The organism is Streptomyces sp. NPDC090083 (assembly GCF_044747445.1).
Lineage (GTDB): Bacteria > Actinomycetota > Actinomycetes > Streptomycetales > Streptomycetaceae > Streptomyces.
The window spans coordinates 353,167-372,914 of record NZ_JBIVED010000005.1; the positions used below are offsets into that span (position 1 = coordinate 353,167).

At 70.1% G+C, this 19,748-nt stretch carries 16 protein-coding genes; 8 read left to right on the plus strand and 8 right to left on the minus strand.

What is annotated here, in order from left to right; genetic code table 11:
• Positions 1-14: 14 nt before the first annotated feature.
• The 4 genes from ACIPTO_RS21025 to ACIPTO_RS21040 form a co-directional block, all read right to left on the minus strand.
• On the minus strand, positions 15-758 hold the full coding sequence (locus ACIPTO_RS21025; RefSeq protein WP_401194347.1) for a sulfite exporter TauE/SafE family protein: 744 nt from the start codon (positions 756-758) through the stop codon (positions 15-17).
• Complete coding sequence (locus tag ACIPTO_RS21030) at positions 755-1,120, minus strand: rhodanese-like domain-containing protein (protein ID WP_401194350.1); 366 nt, start codon at positions 1,118-1,120, stop codon at positions 755-757. The genes ACIPTO_RS21025 and ACIPTO_RS21030 overlap by 4 nt, the downstream gene beginning before the upstream one ends.
• Before the next feature lie 54 nt (positions 1,121-1,174).
• A complete protein-coding gene (locus tag ACIPTO_RS21035; RefSeq protein ID WP_401194353.1) occupies positions 1,175-2,539 on the minus strand; it encodes a rhodanese-like domain-containing protein in 1,365 nt (454 codons plus the stop codon).
• A 661-nt stretch (positions 2,540-3,200) separates the two neighbouring features.
• On the minus strand, positions 3,201-4,805 hold the full coding sequence (locus ACIPTO_RS21040) for an ATP-binding protein (protein ID WP_401194356.1): 1,605 nt from the start codon (positions 4,803-4,805) through the stop codon (positions 3,201-3,203).
• Between the two features lie 117 nt (positions 4,806-4,922).
• On the opposite strand from ACIPTO_RS21040, the gene ACIPTO_RS21045 reads away from it, so the two are divergent.
• Both ACIPTO_RS21045 and ACIPTO_RS21050 read left to right on the plus strand, forming a co-directional pair.
• On the plus strand, positions 4,923-5,705 hold the full coding sequence (locus tag ACIPTO_RS21045; RefSeq protein ID WP_401194359.1) for a response regulator: 783 nt from the start codon (positions 4,923-4,925) through the stop codon (positions 5,703-5,705).
• A gap of 750 nt (positions 5,706-6,455) precedes the next feature.
• The gene (locus ACIPTO_RS21050) at positions 6,456-7,994 is read left to right on the plus strand and encodes an LCP family protein (protein WP_401194362.1); all 1,539 of its coding nucleotides are present in this window, start codon (positions 6,456-6,458) and stop codon (positions 7,992-7,994) included.
• A 108-nt stretch (positions 7,995-8,102) separates the two neighbouring features.
• Here ACIPTO_RS21050 and ACIPTO_RS21055 read toward each other — a convergent pair whose 3' ends face one another.
• Complete coding sequence (locus tag ACIPTO_RS21055; RefSeq protein ID WP_366314986.1) at positions 8,103-8,945, minus strand: undecaprenyl-diphosphate phosphatase; 843 nt, start codon at positions 8,943-8,945, stop codon at positions 8,103-8,105.
• 163 nt (positions 8,946-9,108) lie between these two features.
• On the opposite strand from ACIPTO_RS21055, the gene tatA reads away from it, so the two are divergent.
• The 3 genes from tatA to ACIPTO_RS21070 all read left to right on the plus strand — a co-directional run bounded on the left by tatA (position 9,109) and on the right by ACIPTO_RS21070 (position 12,141).
• Positions 9,109-9,390 (plus strand): Sec-independent protein translocase subunit TatA, encoded by a 282-nt coding sequence (tatA, locus tag ACIPTO_RS21060; RefSeq protein ID WP_401194365.1) that lies wholly within the window; start codon positions 9,109-9,111, stop codon positions 9,388-9,390.
• Between the two features lie 397 nt (positions 9,391-9,787).
• Positions 9,788-11,125: a hemolysin family protein gene (locus tag ACIPTO_RS21065; RefSeq protein WP_401194368.1), complete on the plus strand. Its 1,338-nt coding sequence runs from the start codon at positions 9,788-9,790 to the stop codon at positions 11,123-11,125.
• Positions 11,122-12,141: a hemolysin family protein gene (locus ACIPTO_RS21070; protein ID WP_401194371.1), complete on the plus strand. Its 1,020-nt coding sequence runs from the start codon at positions 11,122-11,124 to the stop codon at positions 12,139-12,141. Before ACIPTO_RS21065 ends, ACIPTO_RS21070 begins: the two co-directional genes overlap by 4 nt.
• 197 nt (positions 12,142-12,338) lie before the next feature.
• On the opposite strand, the gene ACIPTO_RS21075 is transcribed toward ACIPTO_RS21070, so the two are convergent.
• Positions 12,339-13,310: a helix-turn-helix domain-containing protein gene (locus tag ACIPTO_RS21075; RefSeq protein ID WP_401194374.1), complete on the minus strand. Its 972-nt coding sequence runs from the start codon at positions 13,308-13,310 to the stop codon at positions 12,339-12,341.
• Between the two features lie 275 nt (positions 13,311-13,585).
• Here ACIPTO_RS21075 and ACIPTO_RS21080 point away from each other — a divergent pair, with 275 nt between their 5' ends.
• A complete protein-coding gene (locus ACIPTO_RS21080; RefSeq protein WP_401194377.1) occupies positions 13,586-15,025 on the plus strand; it encodes an NAD(P)/FAD-dependent oxidoreductase in 1,440 nt (479 codons plus the stop codon).
• A 181-nt stretch (positions 15,026-15,206) separates the two neighbouring features.
• Entirely contained in the window at positions 15,207-15,905 is a 699-nt protein-coding gene (locus ACIPTO_RS21085; RefSeq protein WP_401194379.1) for a TMEM175 family protein, read from the plus strand.
• A gap of 114 nt (positions 15,906-16,019) precedes the next feature.
• Here the strand turns inward: ACIPTO_RS21085 and ACIPTO_RS21090 are convergent, their stop codons facing one another.
• Together ACIPTO_RS21090 and ACIPTO_RS21095 are read right to left on the minus strand one after the other, a co-directional pair.
• Entirely contained in the window at positions 16,020-16,652 is a 633-nt protein-coding gene (locus ACIPTO_RS21090) for a DUF2461 family protein (protein ID WP_401194382.1), read from the minus strand.
• Positions 16,653-16,919: 267 nt separating this feature from the next.
• Positions 16,920-17,330 (minus strand): peptidase inhibitor family I36 protein, encoded by a 411-nt coding sequence (locus ACIPTO_RS21095; protein ID WP_366315002.1) that lies wholly within the window; start codon positions 17,328-17,330, stop codon positions 16,920-16,922.
• A 457-nt stretch (positions 17,331-17,787) separates the two neighbouring features.
• Here ACIPTO_RS21095 and ACIPTO_RS21100 point away from each other — a divergent pair, with 457 nt between their 5' ends.
• Positions 17,788-19,581, plus strand: a complete 1,794-nt coding sequence (locus tag ACIPTO_RS21100) for a protein kinase (RefSeq protein WP_401194384.1) — start codon at positions 17,788-17,790, stop codon at positions 19,579-19,581.
• Positions 19,582-19,748 lie beyond the last annotated feature (167 nt).

A 19,748-nucleotide genomic window follows, 5' to 3' on the forward strand; every position in this document is an offset into this window, starting at 1 on the left:
GGCAGCCGGGGCGCTCATGCGATCACGTCGATCAGCATGAACACGGCCACCGCCAGGAGCACCCCGGCGAAGACTCTCTGCAAGGTGCCGCCGGAGACCTTGGCGCTGAGGCGCTTGCCGTCCCAGGCGCCGAGGATGGCCGCTCCGGTGAACGGTCCGATCAGCGTCCAGTCGAGACCTGGGCCGGTCCCGGTGCGGGCGAGCAGGGCGGCGAGCGAGTTGACGGTGATGACGAGCAGGCTGGTGCCCACCGCCCGCCGCATGGTCAGACCGACCACGCCCACCAGGGCCGGGACGGCGAGGAACCCGCCCCCGACGCCGAGGAACCCGGTCACCGAGCCCAGCCCGGCGCCCGCCCCGGCCGCCCTGCCGGGCCGTACCCGCTCCGGCGGCCGGGACGAGGACGGGCGGAACATCCGCAAGGCCGCCAGTGCCGCGATCACCGCGAAGGCGAAGGTCAGCACGGCTTCCGGCACCCGTCCCGCGGCGGCTCCCGCGAGGTAGGCGGGAATGATGCCCGCCGCGGCGAACGACGATCCGGCTTTCCACACGACGTGACCCTCGCGCGCGTGGGTGTACAGGGCGGTGGCGGAGGTGGCGGTCACGATGATCAGGCTGGCGGTGGTGGCCGCGGCCGGGCTGAAGCCGAGCAGGTAGATGAGCGCGGGCACGGCCAGGACGCTGCCACCGCCACCCAGGGCTCCCAGGGCGAGGCCGACGACGGCCCCGGCGATGAGGGCGAGAACGAACGCGGTCACGCTATCCGGCCGCTGTTCCCGCGTTGGTCGAGGACGGGGTATCCGGCTGCGGCCCACGCGTTCATGCCGCCCTCGACGTCGACGACCTGCCGGCCTCGTTGGGTGAGGAGTTTCGCGGCCTGCTGCGAGCGGTGTCCGCTGCGGCAGATCACCACCAGCTGTCGGTCGGAGGCTTCGACTGGCAGGCCGTCTCCGGCGACAAGTCTCGACAAAGGGACGGGAACGGCGCCCGGGACATGGCCTGCCGTCCACTCGGAGCTTTCGCGGACGTCCAGCAGGATCGCGTCCGGGGTGTCACCGGTGGTGCGGCTGTAGGCCTGGTCCACGCTGACGCGGGGCCGGCTGCGGCGGAAGAGGAACATCGGTTTTCTCCCCTGTCCTTTCTGTGAAGGGTGGGCCTTGTCGCGAGGTGCGGGTCAGCAGGTCGTCAGGGGCAGGCCGGCGTCGGCGGCGGCGCCGAAACCGTCGTCGACGGCGACGACGTCGCGGCCGGAGGCGTCCATCAGGGATGCGGCGATCGCGGCCCGCATACCGCCGGCGCAGTGCACCCACACCGTCCCGGGCGGGACCTCCGCGAGGCGGCCGTGGAGCTCGTGGATCGGGATGTGCACCGAGCCTTCGATCCAGCCGCCCGCGCGCTCGGCATCGCGGCGCACGTCCAGAACCACCACCCCGTCCCCACCGTGTGCGGCGAGTCCCGCGAAGGTCGACCGCGGGAAGGATGCCGGGGACTGACCTGCTGGCACCCAGTCGGCGGGGATGCCGGTGGTGGCCGCGGCCGGGCGGTCGATACCCACCCGGACCACTTCGCGCTGGGCTTCGGCGAGTTGCTCGGCGGATTCGGCGAGCAGAGTGACCGGTTTGCCCCAGGGGATCATCCAGGCGAGGTAGGTGGCGAGCTTGCCGTCGGCCTCGAAGTTGAACGACCCGGCCACGTGCCCTTCGGCGAACGCGACACGGTTGCGCAGGTCCACCACCCACTCGCCGGCCGCGAGGCGGGCGGCGATCTCATCGGCGTCCGCCACGGCGGGCGGGGTCAGGTCGAGCGGTGCGGGGCCTTCGGCGTTGGCCGGACCCATGTGGGCGTAGTAGCCGGGCACATCCCCGAGACCGGCCAGCAGGTCCGCGACGAAGGTGTTCACATCGACGGTCAGTGCGGTGTTCGCGCTCTTCTCCTTGCCGATCGTGGTCTCCTCCCCCTCCGACTGGGCTGCGGCGCAGAAGCTGCCGAAGCCGTGCGTGGGGAGCACCTGCGTCTCGTCGGGAAGATCGGAGACCAGGCGGTGGGCGGAGGCGTGCTGTGCGCGGGCCAGTTCCTCGGTCAGCCGCGGCTCGACCAGGTCCGGCCGGCCCACCGTGCCGATCAGCAGCGACCCACCGGTGAAGACGGCCCTGGCACACCCCGCCTCGTGCAAGGCGTAGGAAGTGTGGTGCGGGGTGTGCCCCGGGGTCGCTATCGCCCTCAGCACCACCTCGCTGCCGGGGTCGATGTCGACGGTGTCGCCGTCCGTCACGGGCACGCGGTCGAAGGTGACGTTCGCGCCGGCCGGTACGAGGTAGCGGGCGCCGGTGATCCGGGCGAGTTCCAGCCCGCCGGTGACGTAGTCGTTGTGGATGTGGGTCTCCACCACATGGGAGATCCGCACACCCCGCCGGGCGGCAGCCGCCAGGACCTGGTCGATGTCGCGGGGCGGGTCCACGGCCACGGCGGCGCTCTCACCGCCGGCCAGGTAGCTGCGATTGCCGAGACCTTCCAGCTCGATGGTGTCAACGAAGAACACGCCGGTACTCCTCACGCCGAAAATTACCCCGGGGGGTATCTGGTTCCACCGTAGCAGTAATACCCCCCGGGGTATATTTCGGATCAGGAGTCGGCCGAATCAGGCACCCGCCAGGCCTCGGACGCATCAGCGCACAGGACGAGCCGAAGGAGAACAGCCATGCCCCACAGCCACACCAGCGTGGGGAGGTGAACACGGGCTCCGCCGGACGGCTCGCGTCGTGCCTGTCGGGTCAGGATCCGCGCGCCAGCGAGCGCCGTCGGAAGGCGGCAGGGGATCCCGACGCGGTGGGCACCACGACCCTGCCCACCCGGCAGACAGTGCTCCACCTCAACCGCAAGGACCGGCAAGAGGCGAACTCGGTTACCCCACCGGTCCGTTCATGCCCTTGCGAAGAAACCCCGGGCTGCCGACCACCCCGCAGCGGTGACGTTCTCCCCGTACGTCCACGCCACCCCACGACTCGGATCGAGCCCCGGCCACCCTCGCCGTCCTGCTCGGCTCCGTAGCCCTGGGCCGCGCAGCCTTCGGTGTCCTTCTGGTCTTCGCCTACGGCCTGCTGCCCCGTCTCGGACCCACCGCGACAGCCCTCCTGGTCATCGCGGTCGGCCTCGGCCTCGCGGTCCGGGCAGTCACGGGAGCCGGGTGAGAGCCGGGGTGGTCACCGCCCCGGTTCCGTGTCGGCTCGGATCACCTCGGGCATCGTCGGCGGGACCATGACCTTGGGGGGCTCTGCGGCGAGGGTGAAGGTGATGCGGGCGCCGTCCTGGTACGCGGAATCGACGGCGATGGTGCCGCCGTGGAATTCGACGATCTTCTTGCACATGGCCAGGCCGATGCCACTGCCGTCGTAGGCGTCCTTGGTGTGCAGCCGCTGGAAGATCACGAACACCTTGTCCACGTACTCCGGGCCGATGCCGATGCCGTTGTCGCTCACCGAGAACCGCCACAGTGCACCGTCCTGGGCGGCGGAGACATGGATGACAGGCGGCTGGTCGGGGCGGCGGAATTTCACGGCGTTGCCGATCAGGTTCTGCCAGAGCATGCCCATCTGGGTGGAGTCGGCGACCAGCGAAGGCAGCGGATCGTGCGTGATGGTCGCCCCGGTCTCCTCGATGCTCATGCTCAGGGAGGACAGCGTCTGCCGCAGCACCGCATCGAGGTCGACGCTCTGGAGCTCGTGGTGGACCCGGCCGACGCGGGAGAAGTCCAGGAGGTCGTTGATGAGGACCTGCATACGGTTCGCGCCGTCGACCGCGTAGTCGATGTACTGGTCGGCCCGGGCGTCCAACTGGCTGCCGTAGCGGCGCTGGAGGAGCTGGGTGAAGCTGGAGACCTTGCGCAGCGGTTCCTGCAGATCATGGGAGGCGACGTACGCGAACTGCTCCAGTTCGGCGTTGGACCGCTGCAGGTCAGCCGCCTGTGCGTGGAGGCTCAGGCGGGCCTCTTCGGTGAAGGCCAGCTCGCGCACCAGGCGTCGGCGCATGAAGTCGATCTCGCCGCTGAGCCGGCGCAGGTCAGCCGGCCCGGTGGGGGTGATGGGATGGTCGAAGTCACCGTCGGCGACAGCGCGGGCATCCGTGCCGAGCTGGCCCAGGGGCGTGGTGATGCCCCGGCGCAGACCTTCGAAGACCAGCACGCTCAGCGCGGCGATGACGAGCGCGATCGCGGCGAAGACCCAGTTGCGCAGCCGCATCGTGGACGAGAGGTCCGCCGCGGCCTGTATCCGCTCCGCCCGCAGCCGGTTCTGCTGGCCGGTCAGGGCGGCACGGAGAGCGTCGAAGTCCTTCTTTCCCTCCGTGGCGCGTTGGGCGGCCAGCGGTGAGGGGCTGCCGGCCGGTGTGGCGGCGACCGGACGGGCCACCCGTGCCTGCCAGGTCTCCGCCGCGTCCCGTACGGCCTGCAGATCCTTCAGTCCGGCCTTGTCACCGTGGAGCAGCCGGGTCAGTCGTGCGGTGATGGTGGCCTGGTCGGTGAGCCCCTGCCGGTAGGGCGTGAGGAAGTCGGCGGTGCCGGAGAGGCCGTAGCCGCGAATGCCGGTCTCCTGGTTCAGCAGCGCCGCTTCCAGTTGCAGTGACGCGCTCAGGGCCGGAGATCTCACGTCCACGAGGTTCTCGGTGATCGATGCCGTCCGTTGCAGCATCCATGCTCCGGTCACTCCCAGGAGAGTCAGAGCGGTCAGCGAGACGACGGCCCCGGCACGCAGCCAGCGCCGGGTCGTCCAGGTGGCGAACGCGCCCGCGCGCGCTCTCGTGCTCCCGCTCATCCCGAGTACCCCTCCACTGCGCCTGCCGCCTGCACCATGAGCAGGCAGCGGCCACTGTAGAGGATGTGTGACAACCATAGTTGTCGTACTGTCAGGCCGGGGCCTAAGGTTCGGACCATGCCCGGCAAGGACTTCGCTCCGCAGACCACCCCCGAGGAGACGGCGGCCGTCGCGGACGCCGCGCTCGGCCGGCTCGCGCGCCGCCTCGCCCTCCAACTGCGGGACGACATCACGCTCCCAGCGCAGGAGGAGACGGATCCCGCGGCTCCGGCACTGACCATGCTGTACCTGCTGGACCAGCTCCAACAGGCCGCCGAACGCCTCCAACGGGACGCCGCCGTCTCCGCCGCCCGCGCGGGAGCCGGCTACCCACAGATCGGCGCCGCCTGCGGCCTGACCCGCCAAGGCGCGCGACGCCGCTGGCCGGGACTCTTCCACCACTCTTCCGAAGCACCCCTGGAGCATCCGATGATGACCACCCCCGCACGGCCCTTCGACGTTCTCCTCGTCGAGGACGACATGGCCGATGCCCTGCTCATCGAGGAAGCCCTCAGCGAACGCGGCGCCCGCAACCTGGTTCAGGTCACCGACGGGGTCGCCGCGCTGGAACACCTCCGCGACGCCACCAGCGCGCGCCCCGACCTCATCGTCCTGGACCTCAACATGCCCCGCATGAACGGTCGGGACCTGCTCCGGATCCTCAAGACGGACGTGAACCTCCAGACGATCCCCGTCGTCGTGCTCACCACCTCCACCGCACCCGACGACGTCGCGGGCGCGTACAGCAGCCACGCCAACGCCTACGTGAGCAAGCCCGTCAACCTGGACGAGTTCGAACACGCCGTCCGGAGCATCGACGCCTTCTACCTGGACACCATCACCCGCCCGCCCCGCCCCTGACACCCCTGCGTTCAGCGAGAGCAGCGCCGGTCCGCGGCGCGCCGTCGCGAACGCCGACCGCCGTCCCCCGACCGCGCGAAGAAACCCCCTGTCCACGTCCCCGCACGCCTGCGTGCGGGGACTTGCTCAACCGCGTGGCGGCCCTGCGCGCGAGCCTCACCCGGCGGTCCGTGCCCCGGTGAGCCGCACTCGCCCTCGCCGACGCCGATCCCACCCGGCTCCCCGCCTCGCTCACCGCCGATGGCGGCCGGCGGGCACGCGGGCGATGCCTGCCCTTCCTCCTCCTCTCGGCCTGCCTCGCCCTCCCCGCAGTGGTGTCCGTCCTGCAGCCGAGACCCTCCCCTTGCTCCGGTGAGCCGACCCGTACAAGCCGTATGAGAAGGCGGCTGAGAAGGCGACGCTCCGGCCGGACGTGTTTTCGCGGCCCATTTATTTGCTAGATTGCGCAACTATGCAATTGGGGATCGAGTTCCTGCCCCTCCTGTCCGTGTACGGCCGCGGGCACGCGGCCGGAGTACCTCGGCCCGGCCCGACGGGCCCGACCGTTCGTGGGAGTGGGAAATGAGCGACCTGCGGGACGGCCGAGGCGGCCAGCCGACGCGCGGCCGTACCACCGGCGCGTCCGAGCCGCGTCCATCCCGTTCCGGCGGCGCGCGGGTACCGGGCGGCCGGGCCGCGAACAGGGGCGCGGGCCGTTCACGTGGCGGCGGGTCGTCGCGGCGGGCTCGTCCCGTGCGGCGGGGACGGCGGGTGCTGCGGATCGTCGGGATGTGCCTGTCGGTCCTGGTGCTGGCGACGGCGGGTGCGGGCTGGTGGTTCTACCAGCATCTGAACGGCAACATCAACAGCCTCGCGCTGGACGGCAAGGGCGGTTCGGAGACGGCGGACGCCTTCGGCCGCACGCCGATCAACATCCTGGTGATGGGATCGGACGGCCGTACCAGCGCGGCGGACTGCAAGCTGGGCGGCGGCTGTTCGAAGACCGGCGTGCAGAGCGGCAACGGGAACGCCGACGTGGAGATGGTGGTGCACATAGCGGCGGACCGCTCCAACGCCACCGTCATGAGCATCCCCCGCGACACCATGACGAACATCCCGGCCTGCAAGGACCCGGACGGCAGCGCCTCGACGGCCGGGTACTACGGGCAGATCAACAGCGCGTTGCGGTACGGGCCGGCGTGCCAGGTGGACACCGTCCACCGGCTGACCGGCATCCCCATCGACCACTTCGTCAAGCTCGACTTCTCCGGTGTGGTGAAGATGTCCGACGCGGTCGGCGGGGTCTCCGTCTGCGTCAGCGACAACGTCTACGACACCTACTCGCACCTGAAGCTGTCCAAGGGCACGCACACCCTCAAGGGCGAGGCGGCGCTCCAGTTCGTCCGCTCCCGGCACGGCTTCGGTGACGGCAGCGACCTGGGCCGTACCGTCTCCCAGCACATCTTCCTCTCCGCGATGATCCGCAAGTTCAAGAGCGCGGGCACACTCACCGATCCCGCGGCGGTCTACAGCCTCGCGGACGCGGCCACCAAGGCGCTGACCGTCGACGACGGCCTGGGCAGCGTCAAGAAGCTGATCGGACTCGCGGCCGACCTGAACAAGGTCCCCGCCAAGCGGATGACCTTCACCACCATGCAGACCGCCCCCGACCCGTCCGACAGCAACCGCGTGGTGGTCGGCGCCGGAGCCAGGAGCCTGTTCGCCACCATCGCGGGCGACCAGTCGCTGACCACCGACTCCGGCAAGAAGTCCGCGGCGGCATCGGCGACAGCCACCTCCTCGCCCGTGCCCGCCTCCGAGATCGCCGTGACCGTCGAGAACGGCACCACCGTCACCGGTCGCGCCTCCGCCATCGCCACCGCGCTGACCGGACAGGGCTTCAACTCCGGTACCACCACGGTCAATGCGCCCAGCGCCGCCGCCACGACCACACTGACCTACGGCACCGGCCAGAAGGCCGAGGCCCAGACGGTCGCCGAGGCGCTGGGCCTGCCCTCCTCCCGCTTGAAACAGGGCACCGGCACGGGGCTGACCCTGGTGATCGGCAGCGACTGGACCAGCGGCACCAGCTACCCCGGCGGCACGTCCTCGCCCACGTCCCCGTCCTCGTCGTCGTCCGCATCCGGTGATGCACAGGCCGCGGTGTCCAACGCCCATGCCTCCACCGCGGACGAGGCCAAGGCCTGCGCCAAGGTGAGCACTTACAAGACGGTGTCCGTCAACGGGGTCGCCATGACACCGTCCCAGGCGTACGCGGCGGCGAGCGACAAGCCCGACTCCGCCCGATGACCCGGGCCGGAGCGCCGCCAAGGAGCCGCACGGCGCGCGGCGGTGGAGGCGTCTCCACGCATCGCCGCTCGCCTGCTGGACGACGTGATCCTGGGCCTGTCACCCCTGTCAGCCCTGCGGCCCGGCGCCCGGTGCGAGCGCGCCGAAGGTGACCAGTGCGAGCAGCGCGATGCCGAGCAGGATCCGGTAGACGACGAACGGGGTGAAGCTGTGCCGGGAGATGAACTTCATGAACCAGGCGATCACGGCGTAACCGGAGGCGAAGGCGATGAAGGTGGCCCACAGTGTCGGTCCCCAGGCCGGTGCCGTCCCCTCACCGATCTTCAGGAGTTCCAGGCCGCCGGAGGCCAGCACGGCCGGCACGGCGAGCAGGAAGGAGTAGCGTGCGGCGGCTTCCCGGCTGTAGCCCATCATCAGTCCGGCGCTGATCGTTCCGCCGGATCGGGAGACGCCCGGGATCAGGGCCAGGGACTGGGCGAAGCCGAAGCCGAGGGCCTGGGGCAGGTTCAGCTCGCTGATCGGTTTGGCGGAGCGGATCGCGCGGGTGCGGTCCGCGAACGCCAGGACGACGCCGAAGACGATCAGCGCACTCGCGGTGATCCGAAGGTCCCGCAGTCCGGTCCCGATGGCGTCCTGGAACGCGAGGCCCAGCACGGAGATCGGCACGGTGCCCACGATCACGAACCAGCCCAGGCGCGCGTCGGGATCCTTGCGCCGTTCGCGGACGACCAGCGAGACGCTCCATGCCTTCACGATCGCCGCGATGTCGCGCCGGAAGTAGATGAGTACGGCGCTCTCCGTGCCGAGTTGGGTCACCGCCGTGAACGCCGAGCCCGGGTCGCCCCAGCCGGCCAGGGCGGAGAAGACCCGCAGATGGGCGCTGGACGAGACGGGCAGGAACTCGGTCAGCCCTTGCAGCAGGCCGAGCACGGTGGCATGAAGCCAGGTCATGTGGGGGCTCTCCGAGGATCGTTCGGCAAAGGGCGGGTCAGGATTCGCCTTTGCCCGTAGGGCTCATGCGCGAGGGAGGACTACCGCCCTCCCACGGTTGTACAGTTGCGCAATGTAGCAACCATTAGAACGGTCATTGGAACAGAGTGAAGGGACGGGCCGGATGCTCCGCAACGGACTGGAACCGTGGCACCTGCTGGTCGTGGCGATCGTGGTCATCGTGCTGTTCGGCTCGAAGAAGCTGCCGGAGGCCGCCAGAGGACTGGGCAAGTCGATGCGCATCCTCAAGAGCGAGGCCAAGGCGATGAAGGACGACGATTCCCCGCGCCCCGCCGGGCACACGGCCGAGGGCCCCGTCGGCGAGCCCGCCCAGCGAGTCATCCAGGCGGCTCCCGGCGAGACCGACAAGGCCCGCACGGCCTCCGAGAGCTCGCCCGCCGCCTGAGTCCCCCGCAGGGCGAGGCGTCTGCCGGGTCCGCGGTCAGCGGGCGGTGCCCCGACCGCGGACGGCCGACGCAGCCGCCGGCGAGCAGGCATGGCACCGCGTCCCGGCGCGGGTTCCCGGCGCCATGAACGCCTCGCCGCCTGTGCCGGTGGGCCCGATGGCGAAGTCGCGGGCACTCGCGCGATGACGGCCGGCATCGGGTTCACGGAGTTCATGGGGTCCTACGCCCGCCGTCCGAGGTGCGGGGAACTCCGATGCGGCCACAATCGTTTTACGAGTCCATTACCGAAAGAGGAGTTCCGGCCTTGTCCGCCAGATCGACGGACCCCTCGGGGCACAGTCCCCGACCATCCCGCCCTCGGAAGCTTGATCGCGGCACACGGCGGGGTGGTGTCCTGTGAGTGTCGCGAGCGCCCTCCTGGGCGTGCTTGCCGTGTTCGTGCTGACCGCCGCCACCGGGTACTTCGTCGCCCAGGAGTTCGCGTACGTCTCCGCCGACCGCCTCGCCCTCGCTCGCGAGGCCGAGAAGGGCGACAAGAAGGCCGCCCGGGCGCTGAAGGTGCTGGAGCGGCTGTCGTTCATGCTGTCCGGCGCCCAGCTCGGTATCACGGTCACGGGTCTGGTGGTCGGCTTCATCGCCGAGCCGTCGGTCTCGGCACTGCTCAAGCCGGCCCTCTCGGGACTCGGCCTTCCGGACGCGGCCGTGAGCGGTGTCTCCGTGGTTCTCGCCTTCGTCGGTGCCACGGTCGTGCAGATGGTGCTGGGCGAACTCGCCCCGAAGAACCTCGCCATCGCCGTCCCTGAGCGGCTGGCCAAGTCGCTGGCCGGTTCCACGCTCGCCTATCTGAAGGTCGTCGGCCCGCTGGTGCACGTCTTCGACGGGGCGGCGAACAGGTTGCTGCGCCGGGTCGGCATCGAGCCGGTCGAGGAGCTGCACCACGGCGCCACCCTGGAGGAACTCAGCCAGCTGATCGGTGAGTCCCACGAACAGGGCGAACTGCCCAAGGACACCGCCGAACTCCTCGACCACGCGCTGGAGTTCTCCGACCGGAACCTGGACGAGGTGATGGTGCCGAGGGCGGACGCGGTCTTCGTCCGCAAGGACGCGTCAGCCGCCGAGGCGGTCGACCTGATCGCCAAGCACGGCCACTCCAACTACCCCGTACTGGGCGACCACCCCGACGACGTCACCGGGGTTCTCGGAGTGCGGGAACTGATGGGGCTGCCCGCCGACCGGCTGGCCGGCACGACCGCGGGCGCCCTCGCCCGACAGCCTCTGCTGCTCCCCGACACGCTCCCGCTGCCGGAAGCCGTACAGCACATGCGGGAACAGGACGACGAGTTCGCGGTCGTCCTGGACGAACACGGAGGTGTGGCGGGCATCGTCACCTACGAGGACATCGCCGAGGAACTGGTCGGCGACATCGCCGACGAGAGCGACACCATCACCGAACTCGCTGCGGCGGACGGCGCGGGCTGGCTGGTGGACGCCGGCCGCCGGCTGGACGAGGTGGCCGAGGCCACCGGCATCGAACTGCCCGAGGAGGACGACTTCGACACGGTGGCGGGCCTGATCGTGGACCGGCTGGGCCGCTTCCCGGCCGTCGGCGACCGCCTCGCCGTCGAGACACCCGACGGCGGCCGGGCCGTGATCGACGTCCTCACCCTGGACCGACACGTGCCCGAGCGCGTGCGGGTCGAGCACTCGGCCGGGCGGACGGAGGACCAGGCATGAGTTTCCCGATGGCGCTCTTCGTCACCGTGCTGCTGCTGATCGGCAGCGGATTCTTCGTCGCCGCCGAGTTCGCGCTCGTCGCGGCCAAGCGGCACCGGATGGAAAAGGCGGTGGCCGAGGGACAGCGCGGCGCGAAGGCGGCCCTGTCCGGCATGCGCGAGCTGTCGCTGATACTGGCCGGCGCCCAACTCGGCATCACCATCTGCACCCTGGGCCTGGGCTCGGTCTCCAAGCCGGCCATCTCCCACGAACTCGACCCGCTGCTGCACAAGTTGGGCCTGCCGAGCGCCATCAGCTACGGCATCGCGTTCGCCGTGGCGATGATCGTGGTGGTCTTCCTGCACATGGTGATGGGCGAGATGGCTCCCAAGTCCTGGGCCATCGCCCACCCGGAGCGCTCGGCGATGCTGCTCTCGCCACCCTTCCGGGCGGTGGTGAAGGTCGTACGCCCCCTGCTCTCGGTCCTCAACAGGATCAGCAACGCCCTGGTACGGCTGTGCCGGGTCACCCCGCGCGACGAGCTCGCCTCGGTCCACAACCGGGAACAGCTCACCCACCTCGTCGAGGAGTCGCAACGGCTCGGCCTCATCAGCAAGAAGGACTCCGAGCTGATCACCAGCTCGCTGACCGAGCCGCAGAACCCGGTCGGTGACCTGCAAGTGCCCGCCGCCCGGATCACCTCGGTCGACGCGGGAGCGGAAGTGGACGCCGTCCTGGCGACCGCCGCCGCACACGACCGCAACCGCCTCCTGGTCCGCGACGGAGACCGTGTCATCGGCTCCGTCCACGCCCGCGACGCGCTGATCGCCCGGACCCGGGGACGGACGGTCACCGCCCGCGATCTGGCCCGTCCCGTACCGGAGTTGACCGACCAGGACACCATCAGCCACGCCATCGAGCAGCTGCGACAGCGCCGTGCCTCCCTGGCCGTCGTCCGCGACGCGACCGGCCGGCTCACGGGCATGGTCACGCTGGACGACCTGCTGGCCCGCCTGCTGTATCCACAGGCGGCGTAGCGGCCGACCGGGCAGTACGGAGATCCGCTGGAGCGGAGGACATCGGGACGGCCGACGTCCTTGTGGCGCCCGCGCGGCATCGCGGGCGCCACGTGGGCGCGGACATCCGTCACGGGGCGAAGAAGTCCAAGGCCTGCAGGGGCAGTTCACCCGGGCCAACGCCCGCCAATCCCACCTCGCGGTGCAGCCGCCGGGGGCTACCGGCCCGCGGCAGGGGTCTCGGCGAAGCGCTTCTTGTACGCCTTGACGAAATGGCTGCTGTCGGCGAAGTGCCAGCGGGCGGCGATCTCGGAGACCGTGAGGCGTGTCGAGAGCAGCTCTGCCCTGGCGCGTTCGAGCCGGCGTTCGCGTACATAGGCCATGACCGATGACGTTCCCCCTTGACCGAAGGCGCGGTAGAGGGTGCGGACGGACACGTTCAGAGCGGTCGCGATCCCCCCGGGGTCGAGGTCGGGGTCGGCTAGCAGCCTGGCCTCTATGTGGTCCATGGCCGCTCTGAGCAGCGCGGGCGCGAACTCGGCGTCGTCGATGGTCTGGTCGTTCAGCAGTCCTCTGAACAGTTCCAGAGTCGCGTTGCGGGCAGCGCCCGAAGCGGCGGCGCCGAGCCCGTCCGCCAGTTCCGTCCAGAGACGGAGGTGGGCCAGCAGAAGGGCCGCGGCGGGCGACGCCTGATCCGCGGTGACCGCTCGCCTGTTCTTCGGGAAGCGGATCTCGCTCGCGGGAAGGACCAGGGTGATCGCGCGGGTGCCGGGTGCGACCTCGAAGTCCCAGAGATCCTCGTTCCTCCGCACGCACAGGGTTCCGGCCGCCGCCGTCGCTCGCCGGCCTCCCGTGGCGAAGCGCCACTCCCCGCTGAGCGTCACGCTTGTCACGATCCGGTCCTCCAGGTGCCCGCCCGGGCCTCCGGTGCCCCCTGCGACCGCGTCGCTGTACTGGTCCTCCAGGAAGATGTCGAGCAGGTTCTGCTTCCAGATACGGGCGCGGTACGTGCCTTCGCTGTGACGTGGCAGCCGCATCGGCGGAGCCGGTACCGACTCCCCCGCCTGGCGCCGCCACTCATCGAGAAGCACGCGGTTCCGGTTCTCGTTCGCGTACGGCACGGTGACGTCGACCACGGGTGCGGAAGGACTTCCGATCCGCCACGGGGACACGGTGGCTGCGGTGCTCATCCGGATCAAGCTACCCCTCCCCATGATCACCGCCCCGGCCAGGCCCACCTTTCGGTTCTGGGTGGCACGGAAGTACCACCCACGGGGCCGACTGGTACAAGCCGTCGGCGTACGGGCCTCGTCATCATGGTCGGGCGACCCTCGCCGCCCGGCACAAGTGGGTTGTCGCGTCGTCTCTGGGACGAGCAGGCTCCGCCGGGCCTTCGGGGCCGGGTCCGGCCGCCGCGGTCGCACTGCCTGTCCAGGTCCAGTTCACTCACCAACGGGAGCATTCGGTGTCCGATTCAGTGGTGGCTCTCTTCGAGAGTCTGGTCGGCGCCGAGCCACCGCACGACGTTCCCGTCCTGTTCGACACGGCGTGCGTGATGGGTGGGAGCATCGCGGGGCTCCTCGCCGCACGGGTGCTCTCCGACCGTGCGCGCAGGGTCGTCATCGTCGAGCCCGACGACCTGTCGGCGGAGGCCGAGCCGCGCTCCGGGGTGCCCCAGGGCCACCAGGTGCACACGCTGCTGCCGGCCGGCCGACTGTGGATCGAGCGGTGGCTCCCAGGCGTTTCGCGGGAGGCTCAGGCCCGGGGCGCGTCGCTCGTCGGACCCGACAAGCAGTTCGTCGGCCACGACGACATCCGGCAGATCCCGGACGGCGCGGATCACCAGTTCCTCGCGGTCGGGCGTCCTCTGCTGGAACGCCTCGTCCGGGGCCGGGTCACCGCCCTGCCCAATGTCTCGGTCCTGCGGGCGCGGGCGACCGGGTTGCGGTACGGCGACGGCTCCGTCATCGGCGTGCGCTTCGCCGGGCCCGGGACCGGAGAGCGGGCGGAGGGGGTCCTCGCGGCGGACTTCGTCGTGGACGCGATGGGCCGCTCCAGCAGGCTGTCGAACTGGCTCGGGCTGGACGGTTACGACCAGCCCCGGCTCGAACGGCTGGAATCCCCGGTCAACTACGCGACCGCCCTGTTCGAACGCCGGGCGACGTTCTCCGAGCTGGACGTGGCGACCGTACTGCAGCTGTTCACGCCTCGGTATCCGTCGGGCGGAGTCTCCGTCGCGGCGGCGACCGCGGTCGAGGCACAGCAGTGGCTCGTCATGCTGATGGGCTACGGCGACAACCGGCCCGGCAGGACGACCGACGAGTTCCGTGCGCGCTGTTCCTCGCTGACGACGGTTTTGCGCGATGTCACCCGCGGCGACGTCACCCGCGAGGTGGTGACATACCGTCAGGCGGACAGCAGACGGCGGCACTTCACCGAAGCAGGCCGTCTGCCGGCGCGCCTTGTCAGCGTTGGGGACGCCGTGGCCTCCTTCAACCCGGTCTACGGCCAAGGCATGAGCTCTGCCGCCCTGCACGCCTCCTGCCTGGCCTCCTACCTCGGCAGCGGTCCCGACCTCGACGCGGCGGCCACGGACTTCTTCCGACTCCAGCAGGTGGTCGTCGACGCGGCGTGGGCGGTGTCCGCGGGAGGTGACGCCGCCCGCATCGACGCCGAGAACGGCACCGAGGTGCCGGAGGAGGTGCGGCGGCAGCGGCGGCTGATAGAACACATCGTCGGCGCCGCTCTCATCGACGCGGATGTGTCACGAGCCTTCAACAACGTCTCCTACATGCTGCGTCACCCCAGCACGCTGTTCGACCCGGAGCTTCTGGAGAAAGCGGCGGCCGCCACCGAAGGGGCCGCCACCGAAGGAGCCACCACCGAAGGAGCCACCAAAACATGACGGACACCACGATCGACCAGTACATCGGCACATTGATACATCGACATATCGGCCTGTAGGACCGAGGCACATCGGCCTGCCGGACCGGGCGGGGCCGTGCACGACGACTCGGCGCTCGAAGAGCAGCTGACCTTGTTCGCCGCTGCCGCGGCGGGCAACGACTAGGGAGAGGTGCAGACACATGGGGCGCAATGGCGTCATCGACGAGGCCGGAACGGGACCGCTCGGGCAAGGAGACTCGTCGATTCCCGCGCCGAACGAGGTGGAGGGAGGTGTCTCAGGGGAGCGGCTGGTGCTGTTCACCGATGCAGTGACCGCGATCTCCATCACGCTGCTCATCCTGCCCCTGGTGGACCTCGTCCCCGAGGCTGCGTCCGCCCATGAAGGCGCGAGCGAGGTGATCACCGGTCACCTCGACCAGATCTGGAGCTTCCTCCTCAGTTTCGCGGTCATCGCGAACATCTGGCAGGAGCACCACCGGAGCTTCTCGACGGTCAGCACGGCCACCCGTCCCTTCCTGGCGTGGAACATGGGGTGGCTGCTGTCGGTCGTGGTGCTCCCGCTCCCGACGGAAATGATCGGCGCCTTCGGCCGCGACAGGTTCGTGGCGGCGTTCTACTACGCGACGCTCCTGATCGGCATGGTGTGCCGACTGGCCATGTTGAAGGTCCTCAAGGGCAACCCGGGGATGGTCGAGGGCGATGGCGAAGAGACAGGCCCGAGGATCGGGCGCCTGTACACCGAGAGTTGCGTCACCGTGATCGTCACGGTCGTCGCGTTCGCCATCGCCCTCGCCGTGCCGTTGCTGCAGTACTACAGCCTTCTGCTCCTCATCCTGCCGGGACGGCTGCGCTTCACGGGCCGGCGCCGCTCGCGCTGATCAGAGGAACGCCGGGTGTCCGGTACCGGCCCCGAGCCGCGGGGCAATCCGCCCTGCGGCTCGGCGAAGCGGAGTCAGAATCGCCGCCCCGAACTTCACGGCATCCCCGTGATGTCAGGTGGCGTGCCGCACGTTGCGGACCAGCCACATCAGCAGGGCGTCCAGGTCGGCGGCGGCCGAGAGGACCCGGTCGACCGCCTTGGGCGTGTGCAGCCACTCCTCGCAACCGAGAGGACGGGCGGCGATGAGCGAACGGTGGCGGAGCAAGTCCACACGTGAGTGGTCCGTCGGATAGCCACGCGGGACGCGTTTCATCACGTCCCCGGAGATGTCGTAGCCCTTCTTCCGCAAGTCCCCGACGATGGCGGACAGTTCGCGGCCACTCCCCTCGGAGGCAACGGCTTTCCGGAACGTGTCCACCTGACCGCGATCGGGGTACCACCAGGCGCCCTGGATCCGCAGACCGTCCAGGTCGAACCGGAGACCGATCTCGATCTTGCGGCCGAGTCGGATCACCGCGCCCTGGTGCTGCCACCACCAGGAGTCGGTGCGGTAGTGCCAGACGGAGAAGTCCTCGTACCGGGGATCGGTGTCCGCGACCTCGCCGAGCAGGGCGATCATCGGCTGCCGGATCAGGCGCTCGCGGTCCAGGCGGCAGCGCTCGCGCGTCGCGTGGCTCGGTTCGCCCTGGAGCTCCCACAACACGTCCATGGCCTGCTGGGGCCAGCCGGTGAACTGTCCGCGCATGCGCGCAGGTTAACCCACCCGCGATCTGCGCGCGCCGCGAGTGAGCCGGAGGGGGAGCGTTGGTCTCGTCGCCGTCAGGGATGGCCGGGAGTCGGGTGGGTCCAGTGGATCGGCTTGCCGAGGCTGCGAGCGCATGCAATCTCACAGCGGGCCACGCGCTGAGCGACTCTGCCAGGATCGCAGGCCCGCTCCTTCGTGAAGGCCCCACCAGGCGCTCGGTCCTTGCCGTGCCGACCCACTGGGCACAGACCCACTGGGCTGTCGGACTCAGCAGCTGGTGAGCCACTTGTGGGACAGCACCTTCAGGCCGGGGCCGCCGCTGACGCCAGGGCCCTTCACGCCCTGCCCTATGCAGCCGAGGTACCCCGAATAGCCCGTACCGGAGTAGAGGCCGACACCCGCGTACGAGGAAGAAGTCCCGTTGTTGAAGACGGACTTGACGTTACGGTCGTCCGCCCACGAGCACGACACGGTCCCGCTGGTCCAGTCGCTGTCGGCGTTGCTCCAACTGCACCGGTTTCCCGTGTAGTTGATCTGATCCCAGACACACAGGCTGCCGGAAGGACAGCTCGCGGCGGCTTCGGCCGAACCCGGTGCCAACAAGCCCAGAGCCGCCACCGTGGCGGCGACGACGGCCGCGCTCATGGTCCTGCGGACGGTGCGTGTGGTGACGTTCATTCAAGGTCCTTTCCCACAAGTGATCCTTCCGGCCACGAACACGTCCCGGGCCGGCCCCCTCGGCGATGGGTGCACCGATCGTGGGACGCCCACCTTGCGCCGACCTGGCGAAAACCTTGCCCGGCCCATACGCCCCTGCCGTGACGTGTGCGCAGCCCAGGTGAGGCCGTCGACCGGGTGGACGGACCGGGCAGAACGGACCTTCGGCTTCCGACCACCGGGCCCGCGCACAGCGGCGACGCCCACCCGTACCGCCCTGCACCGCCGACGCACGCCCACCGGCCCACCCCACTCATCCACCCGATAACAACCTTCCGGCGGACAGAAGTGCAGGAAACGCTGAACGCACGCCGGCACTCGACTAGCCTCGTCCTTCCATGGGGCCGAACTGACGTACGGCGCAGATCACTTCGGGGGTTCCGTGTCAGAACAGCGGCCGTTGCCGGCGGACTTGGCAATGAGCGAGGCCGCCGCGCTCCGCCGGACCGGAGCGTCACCTCTACGCCCCGCCGACCCGCACCGCATCGGCCCCTACGTGCCGATCGCCCTGCTCGGCAGCGGCGGGATGGGGCGGGTCTATCTCGCCTGCCCGGCGGACGACAGCCCCGGTCTGGTCGCGGTGAAGGTGATCAGACCCGAGTACGCGGACGATCCCGCCTTCCGGCGTCGGTTCGAGCGTGAAGCCTCGTTGTACGAACGGGTCAGCACGGCGCACACGCCGAAACTGTGCGGCACCGGCTTCCAGGACGAGTTGCTGTGGATGGCGACCGAGTATCTGCCGGGGCTGGATCTGGCCCACGCCGTACGTGAACTCGGCGCCCTGGACACGGCCGCGGTCTGGCGTCTGGTGGCGGAGCTGGGACAGGCCCTGGCCGACCTCGCCGCCGCGCGGATCGTGCACCGGGATCTGAAGCCGTCGAACGTGCTGATGACCGTCGGAGGCGCGCATCTGATCGACTTCGGCATCTCGAAGGCCGTGGACGCCAGCAACATCACCGGCACGGGTATCCGGGTGGGAACTCCGGCCTACATGTCGCCGGAACACCTGAGGACCGGGCAGTCCGACACCGCGTCGGACGTGTTCTCCCTCGCCGGAACGCTCGTGTACGCGGCGGCGGGACGTGCCCCGTTCGGTGACGGCACCGGAGTCGACGTCATGCATCGGGTGGCGTTCGAGGAGCCGGACCCTGAGCTGATCGCCGTGATCTCGGCGGCGGACGCCGAGTTGGGCTCGCTGCTGACCTCCTGCCTGGCCAAGGAACCCGAACGGCGGCCCACAGGGCAGGACTTGATCGACACCGCCAGGACGCGCATCGCGCCCACGGTGTGGCCCGAGCCGCTGGCCGACCAGTTACTGGTCCGGCAGCGAGCGTACGAGATCTTGCACCGGCTTCCCGCCGCATCACGAGCAGGCTTCCGGTCCAGGGACGTCCCGCCGAGGGCGACTCCGTCGGCCGCGGCGCAGGTAGGCCGGCCTGTTCCGCCCGCTCCGGCTCCGCCGGACGTGGCTGCCGACGCAGTCTCCAGTGCACCCACGGCAGGCCCGCGGCAGACCAAGGTCGGCGCCCGTCTCCCGAAGAGACTGATCTGGGCCATCGCCACGGGCATCGCCGTCTGCGCGGTGACCGCAGGAGTCCTGTGGTCCCACCATCTCGACGCCCCGCCCGCCGCTTCCGCGCCCGGCACGGACTCCGGCTCAGGCTCCGCCTCCGGCCGGACCACCGGCCACACAGTGCCCGGCAGCTCGACCGTTTCCCCGAAGCCCGGCGCGTCGGAGGCGAAAGCGGCCTCCGGCAAGAGCACGGACGGCGGCGCCACGAACCCGAACGGTGTCGGCACAACCGTAGAGAACCCGGGGTCCGTCACGACGGCGGCCGGGGGCACATCCGCCGCTCCCGGTGACGGCCCTGGCCCCGGACCCGGCCCCGTCTCCACCGCCTCGGACGGCACGGCTCCCTCCGCGTCCCCGAGCACGGTGGCCTCCACCGAACCCGCGACTCCCGCCTGGATCTCGGACTGCACGTACTACGCCGGCAGCAAGCGCACCGTTCCCGGGGACACTGGCAAGCGTGTGCTCCAGGTGCAGTGCATGCTGGCCAAACGCGGATACGACATCGGGAGCACGGGCGTGGACGGCGACTACGGTGCCGGAACCGAGTCGGCGGTGCGGAGCTTCCAGAGCGACAAGCAGCTGGCCGTCAACGGCATCATGAATCACAAGACCTGGCTCGCCCTGCGCAGCACCGAGTGAAGCGCCGGCCCCGCTAGCGATCACCACGTCACGCACCACGTCACCCGCCACATCGAGCGGGACTTCAGCGTTCCACGCCGAGAACCCCGAGGCCCTGGCCGTCGACAGGTGCATCCGCACCGCCGTGCCGCGCGGAAGTGGAGACGTACGGCGAACGTAGAGACGTA